This is a genomic window from Streptomyces sp. NPDC047061 (genome assembly GCF_040643955.1).
Taxonomy (GTDB): domain Bacteria; phylum Actinomycetota; class Actinomycetes; order Streptomycetales; family Streptomycetaceae; genus Streptomyces.
This window is the reverse complement of sequence record NZ_JBEYVI010000019.1, coordinates 112,556-129,203: the sequence shown is the minus strand read 5'-3', so window position 1 is coordinate 129,203 and position 16,648 is coordinate 112,556. Positions and strand designations below refer to the sequence as shown.

Sequence of the window (16,648 nt, the reverse complement as noted above, 5' to 3'; positions counted from 1 at the left end):
GCCTGCCGGCGGGAGGCTGGTCGACTGGTCTGCTGGTCTGCTCAGGAGAAGTCCAGCACCACCTTCCCCACCGCCTCCCCCGTCCGCAGCCGCTCCACCGCCTCGGCCAGCCGCTCCGGCCGGTGCCGTTCGACCGGCAACTCCAGCTCGCCGGCCGCCAGTTCGCCCAGCATCCGGTCGACGTCGGCGGCCACCTCCCGGCCCCGGGTCATCAGGTTCACCGGCAGCAGCGAGACGTCGGCGAGCAGGAAGTCCGCGAGGTCGACGGTGAGTTCACGGCCCGCGGTGTACCCGACCAGGGCGACCCGGCCGCGCGGCCGGACCAGGCCCAAGGCGGCTCGCAGCACCGGCCCGCCCACGGTGTCGACGACCGCGTCCACCGGCCCGCCCACCGCATCCGCCGTCAACTCCCCCGCGAGGACAGCCTTCGCGGCTGCCGGGACCCGGTCGAGCTTGGCAGGCCGCCCGACCACGCCGATCACCTCGGCCCCGGCCCGCGCCGCGACCTGCACGGCCAGCGATCCGACCGCGCCCGCGGCGCCGGTGACCAGCACCCGCTCGCCGGGCCGCACGCCCGCCACCGTGTGCACCGCCGCCCAGGCGGTACCGGCCGGGGTGAAGAACCCGCAGGCGAGCGCGGGATCCGTGCCCTCCGGCACCGGGATCGCGGCGGCGTCCGGCACCAAAGCGTGGCCCTGCCAGCAGCCGTCCCTGCGCAGTCCGAGCCCCTTGCCGTTGATCCTGACCAGGCTGCCCACCGGGTGGCTGTCGGAGGCGAGCACGTGCCCGGCCCCGTTGGTGCCGGGCACGGCGGGCAGGTCCGGCAGGATGCCGAACTTCCCGTCCACGACGTTGAGATCGAGGTGGCCGACCTGTGCCGCCAGCATCCGCACGAGGGTGTGGCCCGGCTGGGCTTCCGGCACGGGCCTCTCCCGGAGCCGGGGCAGGACGCCGAACTCTTCGAGGACCAGGGCGCTCGACGTGCCGCTCACATTGCCGCTCACAGTTTCACTCCGTATCGACGCAGGACCCGGGAGGCCGCGATCCGCAGCACGCGGTCGAAGACGAACCCGAGGATGCCCAGGGTGATGATCCCGACGAACACCCAGTCGATGCGTCCGTAGTTGCGGGAGGTCCAGATCAGGGAGCCGAGGCCGACCTGGGCGGCGACGATCTCGGCGGAGACGATGGTCAGGAAGCTGTTGCCCATGGCCAGCCGCGCCCCGGTGACGATGTACGGCACCGTCGAGGGCAGTATCACGCCACGCAGGATCTGCCCCCGGCTCGCGCCCAGGCTCGCCGCCGCGCGCAGCTTGGACTCGCCGACCGACATCACCCCGGCGCTGGTGTTGAGGATGACGATGAAGACGGCCGTGTAGAAGATCAGCACCACCTTCGAGGACTCGCCGATGCCCAGCCAGACCACGGCCAGCGTGACGAAGGCGACCGGCGGGATGAACCGGAAGAACTCGATGTACGGCTCGAGGAGCTGGCGTACGACCTTGCTCTGGCCGACGAGCAGCCCGGCCGGTACGCCCACCAGCAGCCCGAGGCCCCAGCCGATCAGGATGCGGCGGCTGGAGGCGATGATCGAGTTGGTGAGGGTGCCGTCCTTCGCGAGGTCGCCGGCGGCGGTGAGGGTCTCGTGCGGGGACGCCACGAGCGAGGGGCCGTAGTGCACGGCCAGGAGCTGCCAGACGCCGAGGCCGACGAGAACGGAGACGGTGTAGAGGCCGGCGGAGCGCAGCCCGAGGACCGCCCTGCGCTCGGCGCGCGGTTTCGGCGGGGCGGTGGCGGTCACGGTGGTCACTGTGGTCACGACGTCTCCTCCACGTCCCGTTCCTGATCGAGTCCCTCGTCGAGGCCCTGGTCGGGTCCCTCGTCGAGGCCCTGGCTGCGCAGGGCCTTGCGGACCTCTTCGCCGATGTCCTGGCGCAGGCTGCGGCGCAGGTCGAGGGCGGCCGGGTCGTCCTCGTCCCGGGGCCGGGACAGGTCGACCGGGTAGACGGACTTGACCGAGGCCGCCGGGCCCGCCGTCATGACGACGACCCGGTCCGCCAGCAGGATCGCCTCCTCGATGTCGTGGGTGACGAACACGACCGTGCAGCCCGAGGCCTGCCAGATGCGGGCCATCTCCTCCTGCATGACCTGCCGGGTCTGCGCGTCGAGCGCGCCGAACGGCTCGTCCATCAGCACGATGCGGGGCTGGTTCGCCAGCACCCGCGCGATCTGCACCCGCTGCCGCATACCGCCGGAGAGCTGCCCGGGGAACCGGTCGGCGCAGTGCCGCAGCCCGACCAACCCCAGGTACTCGTCGGCCAGTTCGTGCTGCTCGGCGCGGGAGCGGCCGCGCATCCGGGGCCCGAAGGCCACGTTCTGCCGGACGGTCAGCCAGTCGAAGAGCGCCTCACTGCTCTGGAACACCATCCCGAGGTCCGGGTCGGGTCCGGTGACCGGCTGCCCGTCGACGGTCAGCCCGCCCTCGGACGGCCGGACGAATCCCGCCAGCGCCGACAGCAGCGTGGACTTGCCGCAGCCGCTCGGCCCGAGCAGACACAGGAACTCACCGGCGGCGATGTCCAGCGTGATGCCGTCCACGGCGTGGAAGGAGCCGAACCGGATCCCGACGCCGTCGACGCGGACGGCAGCGCCGTGCCCGCCCGCCCGGTCGTCGGCGCCCTCGGTCCGGGCGGGCGCCGGGCCCGTCTGGATGGCCTTCGTCATCGCTCACGATCCCTTCGTGTCGAACGGGAGTCGAACGGGAGGAGGCTGCTGCTGTCGGCCTGTGGCTCCATGGGCACCTCGGGGGGTTGGCGGGGAAGCTGCCTGGGGCGGTACCGGGGGGGCGGGGAATTCGCGCACCGTAGAACGTGCCGGGAGGCGCGCGCATGGCCGGTGGTCCGCTGAGCGGGACGCCCGCCCCGGCGGGCCCGCGGCGCGCCGGCGGTCTGCTCAGCGGAACGGTTTCGTAGGCCGCCACCTGCCGTGAGCCGAAGCTCGTCTCCACGCACCGACGGCAGCAGGAGGTCACGCACGATGACGACGGGTGAAGGCCCGAAGAACAGAAGCCGGACCGCGCCCGGCCGGCAGGACTGGTCTTCCTGGCCGCACTACGACGGCGCCGCCCAGGGCTTCCGCGGCTACTGGTACCCGGTCACCTGGTCCAGCCACCTGACCGGCAAGCCGCAGCCGTACACGGTCTGCGGCGAGAAGATCACCCTCATCCGGGACGGCGGCACGGCGTACGCCCTGCACAACCGCTGCCCGCACCGCGGGGTGCCGCTCTCCGAGGGCGACCAGCAGTTCCCCGGCACGGTCAGCTGCCCCTACCACGGCTGGACGTTCGACCTGCCCACCGGAAAGCTCAGCGCGGTCATCACCGACGGGCCCGGCTGCCGGCTGACCGGCAAGGTGGGCGTACGGACGTACGCGGTCGAGGAGCGCCTCGGCATGGTGTGGGTGTACATCCCGCTCGCCGACGAGGAGCCCCACCCCATCGACGAGCAGCTCCCCGAGGAGCTCGTCTCCAACCCCTTCGTGATGGGCGGCCGGATCGAGCCGCGCGGCGGCAACTGGCGGTTCGCCTGCGAGAACGGCTTCGACGAGGGCCACGCCAAGTACCTGCACCGCACGGCCCTGTGGCGGCTGTTCAAGCCGATGCCGACCTGGAACATCACCAGGATCGTGCCCCGCGGCCGCTGGATCTACCGGGTCCAGGACGAGGTCCACTGGGAGGCCGACTTCCCCGGCGTGGGCCGCTGGTCCAACAAGCGCTGGTGGAAGATGCAGCCGCCGAAGGAGACCTTCAACATCGGCAACACCGGCAAGGCGGACAGCATCAACCCGACGATCGAGGCCCAGGACTTCCCCGGCTTCGCGTCCCTGTCCATGCCGGGTGTGCTGCGGATCGTCTACCCGAACTTCATCCACTACGAGTTCTACGTCCCGGTGGACGCCGACCACCACAACTACGTCGGCGTGATGGTCAACTTCACCGAGGGCTGGTCGACCCTGCGCTTCTACGCCAAGTACCTGGGCGCCATCCGCTGGCTGTTCCACGGCCAGTTCTCCGGCCAGGACGCCTGGATGGTCGACGTCACCGACGCGCCTCCGGAGAAGCTCTACCGCCCCGACGTGTCACTGACCTCCTGGCGGAACCTCAGCGAGGAGGAGTACGGCAAGAAGCTGGCCGGGACGGGCACGGCCGGACCCGCAGCACCCGCAGATAAGGAGGCGTGAGCATGCGCCGCACCCTGTTCACCCTGCTGGCCGGAGCCGCCCTCGCGATCGGGTTGCCGCTGGCCAGGCGACGCTTCGAGCGCAGCACCATGACCCAGGTCCACAGGATCAACCAATGAACGCCGTGGCCGGCCTCGACGAGCGGCGCGCCGGCTGGACCACGGAGGCCTGGCGGCACGTCACCGCCGATCGGCTGCGTGAGCTGGTCGTGGGGCTGGTGGACATCGCGAGCCCTACGGGGGACGAGGGGCCGCTGGCGCGGCACATCGCCGGCACCATGTCACATACCATTAAAGATTCAACCGTCCAGCCCCTCGACGACCGCCAGGCCAACGCCTGGTCCCGCCTCAAGGGCGACGGCACCGGCCCCGACCTCATGCTCTACGCCCCCATCGACACCCTCACCGTGGGCGACGAGCGCGAGGATCTCCCCTGGATCGGCCCGGAGCTGCGGGAGGACATGCGACCGCGGGCGACCGTGTACGACGACCTGGTCACCGGCCTGGGCGCCTCCAACCCCAAGGGCCACGCGGCCTGCGTGATGATGGCCGCCGAGGCGATCGCGCGCGCCGGTGTCCCGCTCACCGGCGACCTGGTCGCGGCGTTCGGCGCGGGCGGCATGCCCACCAACGCCCGGCCCGGCAACCCCAGGCTCAACACGGGGCAGGGCGTCGGCTGTTCGTTCCTCCTGGAGCAGGGCGTGTGGACCGACTACGCGGTCATCGCCAAGCCCGGCTGGACGGTCTCCTGGGACGAGGTCGGCCTGGTCTGGTTCGAGGTGACCGTCCGCGGCACCCACACCTACGTGGGCTCGCGCCACCGGCTGCCGTACGACAACGCCGTCGCCCGCGCCGGGGAGGTCGCCCGGCACCTGGAGGAGTGGTTCGCCGAGTACGCCGAGCGGCACACCGGCGGCACGGTCGCCCCGCAGGGCGTCGTCGCCTCCGTGCGCGGCGGCTGGCCCCGCATGGCCGCGGTCACCCCGGCCTCCTGCACCCTGATGGTGGACCTGCGGATCGCGCCCGGCACGACCCCGATGCAGGCCAAGCGGGAGTTCCTGGCGGCCCTCGGCAAACTGCCCGGAGACGTCACCGCGGAGATGGTCCTCGCCGTACCCGGCACCCGGACCGACCCGGACAGCTGGATCCGCCGCTCCGCGACCGCCGCCTGGGAGGCCTTCGAGGGCCGCGAGCACGAGGTGATCCGCGGCAACAGCGGCGCCACCGACGCGAACATCCTGCGCGCCCGCGGCATCCCGACGGTGCGCGTCGGCATGCCGAAGGTTCCCCAGGCCGAGGCGCCCTTCGAGATCGACTTCGCGCGCGGGATGAACACCGTCTCCGTGCGGGCGATGGAGAAGCTGACCCGCCACCTGATCCGTACGGCGGTCGACACCGTCACCCGCCCCCGCACAGAGATCCCCGGAGACCCGGCATGACCGAGATCGTCCTGGGTGTCGGCGCGTCGCACAGCACGCTGATGAACACCCACTGGGACCAGACCTTCCACAAGGACCGCGCCGAACGCTTCCGCGACGCCCTCGCCGAGGCGCGCGACCGGCTCGCCGCCGCCCGCCCGGACACGGTGGTGCTGGTCGGCTCCAACCACTTCCGCGGCTTCTGGCTGGACCTCATCCCGAGCTTCACCCTCGGTGTGGGCGAGTGCATCGCGAGCGGCGAGTCGGGCACCCCGAAGGGCCCGCAGCGGGTCGACGTCCCGCTGGCCCGGCACCTCGCCGGCTCCCTCGTCGAGGACCACGGTTTCGACATCGCCTTCTCCGCCCGGCTGCAGATCGACCACGGCCAGTCGCACGCGATCCAGTACCTCCTCGACGGACTCGACGTGGAGATCGTCCCGCTCGTCGTCAACGTCTTCGCGCCGCCGCTGCCGACCCTGGAGCGCTGCGAGCGACTGGGCCGGGCCATCAGGGAGACGCTCCTCTCCTTCCCGGCGGACCGGCGGGTCGCCGTCATCGGCTCCGGCGGCCTCTCGCACCGGCTGCCCTGGCCGGACTGGCGGGCACCGGACGGCGACGACGAGGAGTTCATGGTCGACGCCTGGCTCAACGGCCGGGAGAACTGGCAGGACTACGACGTCCGGCGCCGCGAGATCATCCGGGCCGCGGAGGCCGCGCTCACCCCGGAGTTCGACGAGGAGTTCCTCACCCTCCTGGAGCGCGGCGAATCCCGCCGCCTGACCGGCCTCACCACCGAGGACCTGGAGAAGCGGGCCGGCAACGGCGCCCAGGAGATCCGCACCTGGCTGCTGATGGCAGCCGCCCTCGGCCACGTCCCCGGACACCGGCTGGCCTACGAGCAGCTGCCCGAGTGGCTCACCGCCATGGCCGTCGCCGTCCTCGACCCCGCGTCCCCCGCGCGCCCCGCTTCCCCGGCGTCCCCCGCGTCCCCCGAAAGGCAGTCATGAGCATCTGGACCGAACTGACCGGCACCGACCACCGTCTCGCCTACGTCGACGCCGGCGGTATCCGCACCCGCGCGCTGCAGGCCGGGCCCGAGGACGGCGAGCACGTCGTGTTCCTGCACGGCACCACCGGCCACCTGGAGGCCTTCGTCAGGAACATCCCGGTGCACGCCGCGGCCGGGTACCGCGTCCACGCCGTCGACATGCTCGGCCACGGCTACACCGACAAGCCGGACCGGCCCGGTGAGATCCCCGCCTACGTCGAGCACCTGCTCGCCTACCTGGACGCCGTGGGCGCCGAGCGGGCGCACCTGGTCGGCGAGTCGCTGGGCGGCTGGGTGGCGTCCTGGGCGGCGAGCGAGCACCCGGACCGGGTCGCCTCGCTCCAGCTGCTGTGCATGGGCGGCACGAAGATCAACCCGCAGGTGATGGAGCGGCTGAAGACCGCGACCAGGGCGGCGGCCCTGGAGGACGACATCTCCCTCACCCGGGACCGGCTGCGGCTGCTGTGGGCCGAGTGGGACGAGGACCTGGGCGAGGAGCTGACCCGGGTCCGGTACGAGATCTACCACCAGCCCGAATTCCAGCAGAATCTCGACAACCTGCTGGCCCTCCAGGAGGTCGACCGGCGCGAGCGCAACCTGCTGCGGCCGGACCGGATGGCCCGGATCAAGGCCCCCACGCTTGTGGTGTGGGCGAACAAGAACCCGTTCGGGGACGTCCCGGAGGGCGAGGCCATCGCCGCCGCGATCCCCGGGGCCCGGCTGGAGGTCTTCACCGAGTGCGGGCACTGGCCGCAGCATGAGAAGGCGGAGCTGTACAACCCGCTCAGCCTGGGGTTCCTCGGCGAGGCCGGCTGACGATACGGCCCGCTAACGGTACGGCGAATTTACCCCTGGCCTCTGGCCTGATCACGGGACGCATGGTTCCGTTTCCCGCATGACGCAGGACTGACTTCCGCATGGCAACGGATCGACCAGGAGGTTCCGCCCATGACCGTCACCACGGTCGGCCGCGCCGACACCACGCCAGCCGAACCCGCACCCGCCGTCCCGCGCGGTTCCGTCATCCCCCGGGCCGAGGCTCCCGGCCAGGACGCCATGAACTCGGTCCTGGGCAAGGTCAGGCCGATCCTGGAGGCGTTCACCGCCGAGGACGACGCGCTCTCCCTGGCCGAGCTGGTGCGCCGGACCGGGGTGGCCAAGGCGACCGTGCACCGGCTCGCCCAGGAGCTGGTCGTCTGGGGGCTGCTGGAGCGCTCGGGCTGCGACTACCGGCTGGGGCTCAAGCTCTTCGAGATCGGGCAGCGGGTGCACCGGCAGCGGATCCTGCGCGAGGTGGCCCAGCCGTACATGGAGGATCTCCTGCTGGCCACCCAGGAGACCATCCACTTCGCCATCCACGACAGCCTGGACGTCATCTACCTGGAGAAGATCTTCCCGCACCGCGGCCTGAGCGAGGAGTCCCGGGTCGCGGGTCGGCTGCCGCTGTACTGCACCGCGACCGGCAAGGCGATCCTGGCGTTCTCCCCCGCCTCCCTGTTCGCGGAGGTGGTCCGGAGCGGGATGAAGCCGCTGACCCGGCACACGGTGACCTCGCCGGGGCGGCTGCGCGCCCAGCTGGAGCGGGTCCGGGCCGACGGCGTGGCGACCGAGGCGGAGGAGATCAGGCTGGGCTACGCGAGCATGGCGGTGCCCGTCTTCAGCCCCCAGTCCACGCTGGTGGGGGCGCTGTCCATCACCGCGCCCACCTACCGGATGGACGGCCCCGGCCATGCCGTGGCGCTGCGCACGGCTGCCCTGGGCATCGCCAGGTCGCTGCGGTGAGCGCCGTACTGGACGAGGTCCTGGCGCGGGCCCGCGGGCTCGTCGGGGAGTGGGAGAGCGAGGACTGCGGGGTGCTCGCCGTGAAGGACTTCTGCCGGTACGCGGCGGCCCTGAACGACGTCGGCTATCTCCGCCGGGCCCGGGCCCAGGAGGCCGCCGGGGACGAGGTCGTGGCCCCCGCGCTGTTCCTCGCCGGGACGATGAGCTGGCAGGACGGCCCCGCCGAGCACGAGCTGCGTCCGGACGGGCTGGCCGTCCGGGAGTCGCCGTGCACCGCGGGACTGCCGGTCCGCCAGGTGCACGGGGGCCAGACGGTGCGGCTGCGGCAGACCCCGGTCGCCGGTACCCGGGTGACCGCCGCGCGGGCGGTCACCTCCGCGGACCGGCGGCAGGGGCGGACCGGCGACTTCGTGCTGCTCGGCGTCACCACCCGGTTCACCGCGCAGGACGGCGCCGAACTGATGGCGATGGACGAGACGATCGTCGTACTGGAGGGACCGTGAGCGGCGCGCCCGCGGCCGGGCAGGTCTGTTCGCCGCGTTCCTACACCCACACCCCCGTGCAGCTGTTCCGGTTCAGCGCCGTGTCGTGGAACTCCCACCGCATCCACTACGACGCCGGGTACGCCGCCTCCGAGGGGTTTCCCGGGGTCGTCGTCCAGTCCACGCTGCACGGCGAGACCCTCAGCCGGCACGCCCTGGACTGGGCCGGGCCGGGGGCCGAGCTGGCGTCGGTGAGCTGGCGCAACCGGGCCACCGCCGTGGCCGGGGAGCCGCTGACCTGGACGGGGACGGTCCGGGCGGCCGAGCCCTGTGACGGGGGTACGCGCGTGACGCTGGACGTCGCCGTGGTGAAGGGCGACGGCGTCCCCTGTGTCACAGGGCTCGTGGAACTCACCTGGCGTGCTGGTCGTACCAGCCCTTGAGCAGGGTGGTGCCGAGGTCGGGGGACTTCTTGACCAGCTTCTGTGCGAGCAGGAAGTCGACGATCTTCTGTGACGAGGTGACGTCGGCGCCGTCGAGGCCGCGGGCGGAGAAGGTGATCTCCGGGAGTACCTTCTCGGTGTCCGCGACGGGCAGTTTCACCTGCTTGTTCGTGGCCTCGGCGGCCGCCGCGGGGTCGGAGGTGACCAGCTTGTCCGCCTGGGCGACGGCCTTGAAGACCTTGCCGGCGGTGTCCTCGTTGTCCTTGAGCCAGTCCTGGTCGGCCAGCAGCCACTGCACGTAGCGCACCCCGAAGTCGCCGATGCGGGCGGTGATGTGGCCGCCGGACGCGGCGCCCTTGGCCGCCCAGGGCTCGTACAGCACGTACCCGTCGATCGAGCCGCGCTCCAGCATGCCGGGCATCTCCGGGGCCGAACTCTGCAGGATCTTCACGGACTTCGGGTCGATGCCGTTGTGCAGCAGGTACTGGTGGGTGGCGTACAGGCCGAGCCCGCCGATCGACGCCATGGTCCTGATCTGCCCGGGCTCGGTGATCCCGTCGCGGAGGACGACCTTGAGGTAGCGGTCGGAGGACTGGAAGACGCCGAGGGCGCGCAGGCCGGGGTCGTTGACCATGAGGGGCAGGGCGGTGGAGTCGGCGTTGGCCGCGATCTGCGCGGTGCCCGCGGTCACGGCCTGGGACGCGGCGGGTCCGCCCTCCGTCTTCACCAGCTCGACGTCGACGCCCGCCTTCCTGAACAGCCCGCGTTCCTCCGCGAGATAGAAGGGGGCGTACGAGGCGTCCACGCCGAGGGCGACCCGTACCGTCGGCAGCCCCGCCGCCGACACCCCCGCCGAGTCCGTCGTGCCTGCCGAGCAGGCCGTGGCCAGGAGCAGGACCAGTGCCGCGCCGACGGCACCTCTCCCGCCCGATGTCCTACCGATCGCGTCCGTGTGCATCTCGCCCTCCCGGGGTCGTGGTGCATGGGTGGGAGGACGGTCCCAGCGCCGGGCGGGGAGGTGTGAGCGAAGCGTCCTGCTGACCGGAACGGCCGGGGCGGGCGCGGCGTCCCGCTCACCGGGACGATGCGGCGCCGTCGCACAGGCGCGGGCCCGGCGTCCTGCTCACCGGAACGAACCCGTAGGGCGGTACCGGGCCCCGCTCCTACGCTCCCGGGTCATGAGTGTTCTCACCGACGTGCCGACGAGCACGGACGCACCCGGCGCGATCGAGACGGACATCCTGATCGTCGGCGCCGGTCCGGCCGGCCTGTACGGCGCCTACTACGCCGGCTTCCGCGGACTGCGGGTCGCCGTCATGGACGTCCTGCCGCAGCTGGGCGGCCAGATCAGCGCGATGTACCCGGAGAAGCCCATCCACGACATCGCCGGGTTCCCCGCGGTGCGCGGCCGGGACCTGGTGGCGAACCTGGTGGCGCAGGCGGAGCCGTACGGCCCCCGCTACCTGCTCGGCCACCGGGCCGTCGAGCTGACGCACGGGCCCGACCTGCTGCCGGTCGTGCGCAGCGACCGGGGGGCCGTGGTCCGGGCCGGGGCGGTCGTCGTGACCGGCGGGGTGGGCACCTTCACGCCCCGGCCGCTGCCGGCCGGCGAGGACTTCCTGGGCCGCGGCCAGGTGTACTTCGTGCCGGACCCCGTCGAGCACACCGGGCAGGACGTGGTGGTCGTCGGCGGCGGTGACAGCGCCTTCGACTGGGCCGCCGTCCTCGCCCCGATCGCCCGGTCCGTACGGCTCGTGCACCGCACCGCCCGCTTCCGCGCCCACCACGCGAGTGTGCAGAAGGTCCGCGACCTCGGCATCGAGATCATCACCGACACCGAGGTCGGCGCCCTGCACGGCACCGCGCGCGTCGAGCGGGTGGAGCTGCGGCACCGCGTCACCAGGGCGACCCTGGAGGTTCCGGCGGACACCGTGATCGCGGCCCTCGGCTTCATCGCCGACCTGGGCCCGCTGCAGCACTGGGGCCTCGGCCTGAACGCGCGCCGGATCGGCGTGGACACCCGGATGGCCACCAACCTGCCCCGGGTCTTCGCCGCCGGCGACATCACCGACTACCCGGGCAAGGTGCGCCTGATCGCGGTGGGCTTCGGCGAGGTCGCCACCGCCGTGAACAACGCGGCCACCGTCATCGACCCCGAGGCCGCGCTGTTCCCCGGGCACTCGACCGAGAACCCCGGGCATCCCGCCCAGAAGGAGAACTGACATGGCCTACGTCATCGGCCCGGCCTGCGTCGACATCATGGACCGCTCCTGCATGGAGGAGTGCCCCGTCGACTGCATCTACGAGGGCGAACGCAAGCTCTACATCAACCCCGTCGAGTGCATCGACTGCGGTGCCTGCGAGACGGCCTGCCCCGAGCAGGCGATCACCGTGGACCGGCTCGCCGACCCCGAGTTCCGGGCCGACAACCGGCGGTTCTTCGAGGAGACCCTGCCGGGGCGGGCAGCGCCGCTGGGGACGCCGGGCGGTGCGAACGGGCTCGGCCCGGTGGGCGTCGACACCCCGCTGGTACAGGCCCGTTGATGAGGGTCGGGATCCGCGTCCCGCCCTGCGACCGCGCCGACCGCGTGCTGGAGACCGTACGGCGGGCGGAGCAACTCGGCTTCGACGACGTCTGGTTCCCGGACTCCCAGCTGCTGTGGCGGGACGTGTTCACCACGCTCACCGCCGCCGCCCTGGGTACCGAACGCATCGGTCTCGGCACCGCCGTCACCAACCTGGCGACCCGCCACCCGGCGGTGGTGGCCTCCGCCGCCCGCAGCGTCGCCGAACTGGCGCCCGGCCGCTTCACCCTGGGCCTCGGCGTCGGCAACAGCTCGGTCGGCCCCGTCGGACTGCCGCAGAGCACCTCGGCGGCGATGCGCGAGGGCATCCGCCTGCTGCGCGCCCTCCTCTCCGGCGAGGAGTGGGAGTTCCCGGGCGGGGTCCGCTCACGCCTGCGCGACCCGGGCCCCGGTGTCCCCCTGTACCTGGCCGCCAGCGGGCCGAGGAACCTGCGGCTGGCCGGGGAGATCGCCGACGGGGTGATCCTGCTCAGCGGGGTCTCCCCGCGGACCCTCGCCCAGGCCGCCGCCCGGGTGGAGGAGGGAGCCGCCGCCCGCGCGGCCCGGCCGCCGCTCACCGTCTCCGCGTTCTGTGCCGTCACCGACGACGTCGAGGCCGCGGCCCGGCAGCTCAAGCCGATCTGCGCCTCGATCGCCCAGAACGGCGGGGCGCCCTTCCTGGCCCTCGCGGGCATCGGCGTCCACGTGCCGGAGAAGGTCGAGGGCGTGTACCCCGACCTGGTCCACGCGGAGGACTGGAAGGCCGCCGTCGACATCTGCTCGGCCTGGATCAGCGACGACAACGCGCTGCGGTTCGCCGAGGTGTTCTGCCTGTTCGGAACGGCCGACGAGATCGCCGCCCGGCTCCGCGCCCTGGAGGCGGGCGGGGTCGCCGGTGTGTTCCTCCAGCACGTCGGCTCCTACGACCCGCCCACCGACCTGATCGAGGCCGTGGGCAGCGCTGTACTGCCCCGAATCAAGTGAGAGCTCAAGTGAGAGCTTCAGTGAGGGAGAAGACCGTGCGAAAAGGCTATGTGCCCAGCAGGTTCGGCCAGTTGCACTACGCCGAGTGCGGCGCGGGCGAACCCGTTCTGATGCTGCATCAGACCCCGCGCTCCTGGACCGAGTACCTGGAGGTGCTGCCACTCGTCGGCGCGGGCTACCGCGCGATCGCGATGGACACCCTCGGCTTCGGGGCCTCCGCCAAGCCCGAGGGGCCGCACTCCATCGAGCGGTTCGCCGACGCGGCCGAGGACCTGGCCGACGAACTCGGCCTGGACCGCTTCCATCTCGTCGGCCACCACACCGGCGGGGTGATCGCGGTGGAGCTGGCCGCCCGTCTCCAGGACCGGGTGGCCAGTCTCGTGCTGTCCGCCACCCCGTTCATCGACGACGAGAAGCGCCGGACGGCCGCCGAGCGCAAGCCCGTCGACCATGTGGACCCGGTGCCCGACGGCTCCCACCTCCTCGACCTGTGGAACCACCGGCGCGGCTTCTACGAGGTCGGCCAGGAGGCCGCGCTCACCCGTTTCATGGTCGACGCGCTGACCGTCCTGGACCGCGTCGAGGACGGTCATGTCGCCGTCCGTACCTACGAGATGGACCGCCGGCTGCCGGACATCACCGCCCGCACGCTCGCCGTGTGCGCCCCCGGCGACCACTACTCGCTGCCGTCCCTGGAGAAGTTCGCGGCGGCTCTCGGCTGCGAGACCCGGGTGCTGTCCGGCGGACATGTGCCACTCCCCGAGCAGTTGCCCGGGGAGCTCGCGCAGGTCGTACGGGACTGGGCGGCGGCCGGGTAATCCGGTCACTTGAGGCCGATGTGCGCGCCGGGACCCAGCGGCAGGTCGAAGCCGTAGAAGACGCCCAGGATCGCCAGCCACACCACCAGGAACGGCACGGTGAAGATCGCCAGCCGGGAGATGAGGGTGCCGAGCCGGGCGTCGGGTTCGTAGCGGCGGAGCATCGCGAGGAGCAGGAAGACGTACGGGTTCATCGGCGTGATGATGCCGGTGGCCGAGTCGCCGATGCGGAACGCCGCCTGGCTGAGGGCCGGGCTCATGCCGAGCAGCATGAACGCCGGCACGAACACCGGCCCCACCAGCGACCACAGCGCCGACCCGGAGACGATGAACAGGTTCAGGCAGGCGGCGAGGAGCACGAACGCGACCAGCGCCCAGAAGCCCGTCAGGCCGATCGCGTCCAGACCGGCGGCCGCCTTCACCGCCAGCAGGATGCCCACGTTGGACCAGTTGAACAGGGCGATGACCTGGGAGGCCACGAACATCAGGACGATGTAGCCGGCCATGTTCTGCACGGAGCCGGTCATCGCGGTGACCACGCCCTCCGAGCCGCTGAGCGCCTTGACCGTGAAGCCGTAGGTCAGGCCCGCCAGCAGGAACGCCCCGAACAGCACCGGCACGATGCCGGTGAGCAGCGGGGAGGGCACCAGCGCCCCGCCGTCGCCGCGCAGCGGGGCGCCCTCGGGCAGCCACAGCGACAGCACCGCGGCCGTGTACGCGAGGACGACGAGCGCGGTGTACAGCAGGCCCCGGCGCTGGACGGGGGTGAGGGCCAGGTCCTGCTCCTCCTCCGGCTCGTCGGCGGAGGGCTCGTAGACGCCCAGGCGGGGCTCCAGGACACGGCTGATGAGGAACCCGCCCAGCAGACCGAGCACCAGGCTGCTGGAGGCGGTGAAGAAGTAGTTGACGAGAAGGTTCAGGTCGAGGCCCTTGGCCGCCGGCAGGACCGAGGCGGCCTGCTGGGTGATGCCGATGTAGAGGGCGTCCAGCGAGCCGATCGTGAACCCGGCCGCATAGCCCGCGCCGACACACGCGAAACCGCCGATCAGACCGGCCACCGGATGGCGGCCCGCGCTCTTGAAGACCACGGCGGCCAGCGGCGGCAGCACGATCGCGGCCACGTCGCTGATCATGTGCGCCTGGCAGGCGACCAGCGCGACCAGGTACGGCAGCAGCGCCCGGGGCGCACGGGCCAGGGTGGCCCGCATGACCGTCTCCAGGAGCCCGGCCTTCTCCGCGACCCCCACCGCCATGATCATGAGCAGGACGGCGGCGACGGGCGGGAAGGTCGCGAAGTTGGTGACGAGGTTCTCCGTCAGCCAGCGCACGCCCTCGCCGGTGAACAGCCCGGTGATCGGCTTGGTGTCGGTGGTGCCGGGGACGGTGACGTGCACGTCGCCGAGCGCGAGTGCCGTGGAGACCACGGCCAGCAGCAGGAAGAGGGCGGTGAACAGCAGGATCGGGTTGGGGAGCGCGTTGCCGACGCGTTCGATCAGCGCGAGCACCCGGTCGACGCCGCTGGGGCGCCGTCTGTCCGGGGACTCGCTCGGGGCGGGGAGGTCGGTGAGTGAGGACATCAGAGCCGCCCTTCCGGCGTTGCTGGCAGGAGATCCTTGCGTACGACGCCGTCCTGGACGACGCAGACGATGTTGGCGGGGTCGCCGAGGACGCCGATGTCCCGGAGCGGGTCCCCGTCGCAGACGACCAGGTCGGCGGTGCGGCCCTCGGTGAGGGTGCCCAGCCGGTCGGCGACGCCGAGGAGTTCGGCGGCGGTGCGGGTGCCGGCGACGATGGCGGCCATCGGGTCCATGCCGAGGTCCACCAGGTAGGAGAGCTCCATCAGGTTGACCCCGTGCGGGCCGACGGCCGCGTCCGTGCCGAGGGCGATCCGGGCACCGTACTCGATGGCCCGCGCGATGTTCTCCTTGGTGACTCCGGACCAGCGGGTCTTCTTCTGGTAGTGGTAGTCCGGCATCGTGTCCTTGTTGATGCCGGCGTAGACGGTGGACAGCGTCGGTACGACGAACACCCCGCGCTCGCCGGCCAGGTCGAGGGCGCGCTCGTCGAGACCGTAGCCGTGCTCGATGCTGGTGACGCCGCCGCGGATCGCGTTGAGGATGCCCGCGTTGCCCTGGGCGTGCGCGGCAACGGGCTTGCCGCCGTGCCGCCGGGCCTCGTCCACGACGGCCCGGATCTCCTCCTCGAGGAGTCCCTCGTCGTCGGGATCGTCATAGGGGCTGCCCATGCCGCCGGTGGCGCAGACCTTCACCAGGTCGGCGCCGTCACGCAGCACCCGGCGCACCGCGAGCCGGGCCGCCGCCGTGTCGTCGGCGATCTCGGACATCCCGGCGCTCAGGTCGGTCCCGTCGGGCAGCCGGACGTCGGCGTGGCCGCCGGTGTGGCTGATGATGCGTACGGCGGTGTGCAGCCGGGGTCCGACGACGCGGCCGCTCTCCACGGCCGTCCGGAAGCCCGCCGACAGGCCGCCGAGGTCACGGGCGGTGGTGATGCCGGCGTCCAGGGTCTGGCGCAGCCGGGTGACGGTGTCCAGAGTGACGAGGACCGGGTCGAGTTCGGCACGCCGCCCGGGATGCGCGGCATGTGCGTAGGCGAGGTGGACGTGACAGTCGAAGAAACCCGGCAGTACGGTTCGGCCACCGGCGTCGACGCTCCGCTCGTCGTCGGCGGCGGGCGGAGCGGTCGCCGCGGGACCGGCGTAGACGATGGAGCCCTGGGCATCGATGGTGACTACGGCGTCGTCCACCGGGGCGGCGCCGGTGCCGTCGATGAGGCGGGCGCCTTGGATCCGCAGAGCGGTCTGGGGGGCGTCGGTTTCCGTCATGGGATGCGGTCACTCCTCCTCTGTCGAGA

Annotated in this window: 18 protein-coding genes; 12 read left to right on the top strand and 6 right to left on the bottom strand. The window is 72.2% G+C overall.

What is annotated here, in order from left to right; translation table 11 throughout:
* Window positions 1–41 precede the first annotated feature (41 nt).
* Genes ABZ887_RS26125 through ABZ887_RS26115 form a run of 3 tightly spaced genes read right to left on the bottom strand, consistent with a single transcriptional unit; the run spans window position 42 to window position 2,724 of the window.
* A complete protein-coding gene (locus ABZ887_RS26125) occupies window positions 42–1,004 on the bottom strand; it encodes a zinc-binding alcohol dehydrogenase family protein (protein ID WP_361293563.1) in 963 nt (320 codons plus the stop codon).
* On the bottom strand, window positions 1,001–1,819 hold the full coding sequence (locus tag ABZ887_RS26120; RefSeq protein WP_361293560.1) for an ABC transporter permease: 819 nt from the start codon (window positions 1,817–1,819) through the stop codon (window positions 1,001–1,003). Before ABZ887_RS26120 ends, ABZ887_RS26125 begins: the two co-directional genes overlap by 4 nt.
* Window positions 1,816–2,724, bottom strand: a complete 909-nt coding sequence (locus ABZ887_RS26115; protein WP_361293557.1) for an ABC transporter ATP-binding protein — start codon at window positions 2,722–2,724, stop codon at window positions 1,816–1,818. Before ABZ887_RS26115 ends, ABZ887_RS26120 begins: the two co-directional genes overlap by 4 nt.
* Window positions 2,725–3,036: 312 nt before the next feature.
* Here ABZ887_RS26115 and ABZ887_RS26110 point away from each other — a divergent pair, with 312 nt between their 5' ends.
* The 8 genes from ABZ887_RS26110 to ABZ887_RS26075 all read left to right on the top strand — a co-directional run bounded on the left by ABZ887_RS26110 (window position 3,037) and on the right by ABZ887_RS26075 (window position 9,411).
* On the top strand, window positions 3,037–4,239 hold the full coding sequence (locus tag ABZ887_RS26110; RefSeq protein WP_361293554.1) for a Rieske 2Fe-2S domain-containing protein: 1,203 nt from the start codon (window positions 3,037–3,039) through the stop codon (window positions 4,237–4,239).
* Window positions 4,236–4,358 carry a hypothetical protein gene (locus ABZ887_RS26105; RefSeq protein WP_361293551.1) on the top strand — a complete coding sequence of 41 codons (123 nt, stop codon included), beginning with the start codon at window positions 4,236–4,238 and terminating at the stop codon, window positions 4,356–4,358. Before ABZ887_RS26110 ends, ABZ887_RS26105 begins: the two co-directional genes overlap by 4 nt.
* Window positions 4,355–5,677 (top strand): deacylase, encoded by a 1,323-nt coding sequence (locus ABZ887_RS26100; protein WP_361293548.1) that lies wholly within the window; start codon window positions 4,355–4,357, stop codon window positions 5,675–5,677. Before ABZ887_RS26105 ends, ABZ887_RS26100 begins: the two co-directional genes overlap by 4 nt.
* The gene (locus tag ABZ887_RS26095; protein ID WP_361293545.1) at window positions 5,674–6,663 is read left to right on the top strand and encodes a catechol 1,2-dioxygenase; all 990 of its coding nucleotides are present in this window, start codon (window positions 5,674–5,676) and stop codon (window positions 6,661–6,663) included. Before ABZ887_RS26100 ends, ABZ887_RS26095 begins: the two co-directional genes overlap by 4 nt.
* Window positions 6,660–7,520 (top strand): alpha/beta fold hydrolase, encoded by an 861-nt coding sequence (locus ABZ887_RS26090; protein WP_361293542.1) that lies wholly within the window; start codon window positions 6,660–6,662, stop codon window positions 7,518–7,520. The genes ABZ887_RS26095 and ABZ887_RS26090 overlap by 4 nt, the downstream gene beginning before the upstream one ends.
* A 132-nt stretch (window positions 7,521–7,652) precedes the next feature.
* A complete protein-coding gene (locus ABZ887_RS26085) occupies window positions 7,653–8,486 on the top strand; it encodes an IclR family transcriptional regulator (RefSeq protein WP_361293539.1) in 834 nt (277 codons plus the stop codon).
* Complete coding sequence (locus ABZ887_RS26080; RefSeq protein WP_361293536.1) at window positions 8,483–8,989, top strand: MaoC family dehydratase N-terminal domain-containing protein; 507 nt, start codon at window positions 8,483–8,485, stop codon at window positions 8,987–8,989. The genes ABZ887_RS26085 and ABZ887_RS26080 overlap by 4 nt, the downstream gene beginning before the upstream one ends.
* A complete protein-coding gene (locus ABZ887_RS26075) occupies window positions 8,986–9,411 on the top strand; it encodes an acyl dehydratase (RefSeq protein WP_361293533.1) in 426 nt (141 codons plus the stop codon). Before ABZ887_RS26080 ends, ABZ887_RS26075 begins: the two co-directional genes overlap by 4 nt.
* On the opposite strand, the gene ABZ887_RS26070 is transcribed toward ABZ887_RS26075, so the two are convergent.
* Window positions 9,380–10,369 (bottom strand): ABC transporter substrate-binding protein, encoded by a 990-nt coding sequence (locus ABZ887_RS26070; RefSeq protein WP_361293530.1) that lies wholly within the window; start codon window positions 10,367–10,369, stop codon window positions 9,380–9,382. The genes ABZ887_RS26075 and ABZ887_RS26070 overlap by 32 nt on opposite strands.
* Window positions 10,370–10,589: 220 nt before the next feature.
* Between ABZ887_RS26070 and ABZ887_RS26065 the strand changes: the two genes are divergently transcribed.
* Genes ABZ887_RS26065 through ABZ887_RS26050 form a run of 4 tightly spaced genes read left to right on the top strand, consistent with a single transcriptional unit; the run spans window position 10,590 to window position 13,777 of the window.
* On the top strand, window positions 10,590–11,633 hold the full coding sequence (locus ABZ887_RS26065) for an NAD(P)/FAD-dependent oxidoreductase (RefSeq protein WP_361293527.1): 1,044 nt from the start codon (window positions 10,590–10,592) through the stop codon (window positions 11,631–11,633).
* Between the two features lies 1 nt (window position 11,634).
* The gene (gene fdxA, locus ABZ887_RS26060; protein ID WP_361293524.1) at window positions 11,635–11,955 is read left to right on the top strand and encodes a ferredoxin; all 321 of its coding nucleotides are present in this window, start codon (window positions 11,635–11,637) and stop codon (window positions 11,953–11,955) included.
* Window positions 11,955–12,959 (top strand): LLM class flavin-dependent oxidoreductase, encoded by a 1,005-nt coding sequence (locus tag ABZ887_RS26055; RefSeq protein WP_361293521.1) that lies wholly within the window; start codon window positions 11,955–11,957, stop codon window positions 12,957–12,959. The genes fdxA and ABZ887_RS26055 overlap by 1 nt, the downstream gene beginning before the upstream one ends.
* 35 nt (window positions 12,960–12,994) lie before the next feature.
* Window positions 12,995–13,777, top strand: coding sequence for an alpha/beta hydrolase (locus ABZ887_RS26050; RefSeq protein ID WP_361293518.1), 783 nt, complete (start codon window positions 12,995–12,997; stop codon window positions 13,775–13,777).
* A 5-nt stretch (window positions 13,778–13,782) separates the two neighbouring features.
* Here ABZ887_RS26050 and ABZ887_RS26045 read toward each other — a convergent pair whose 3' ends face one another.
* Window positions 13,783–15,354 (bottom strand): AbgT family transporter, encoded by a 1,572-nt coding sequence (locus ABZ887_RS26045; RefSeq protein ID WP_361293515.1) that lies wholly within the window; start codon window positions 15,352–15,354, stop codon window positions 13,783–13,785.
* A complete protein-coding gene (locus ABZ887_RS26040; RefSeq protein WP_361293512.1) occupies window positions 15,354–16,619 on the bottom strand; it encodes an amidohydrolase family protein in 1,266 nt (421 codons plus the stop codon). Before ABZ887_RS26040 ends, ABZ887_RS26045 begins: the two co-directional genes overlap by 1 nt.
* Window positions 16,620–16,648: the final 29 nt, after the last annotated feature.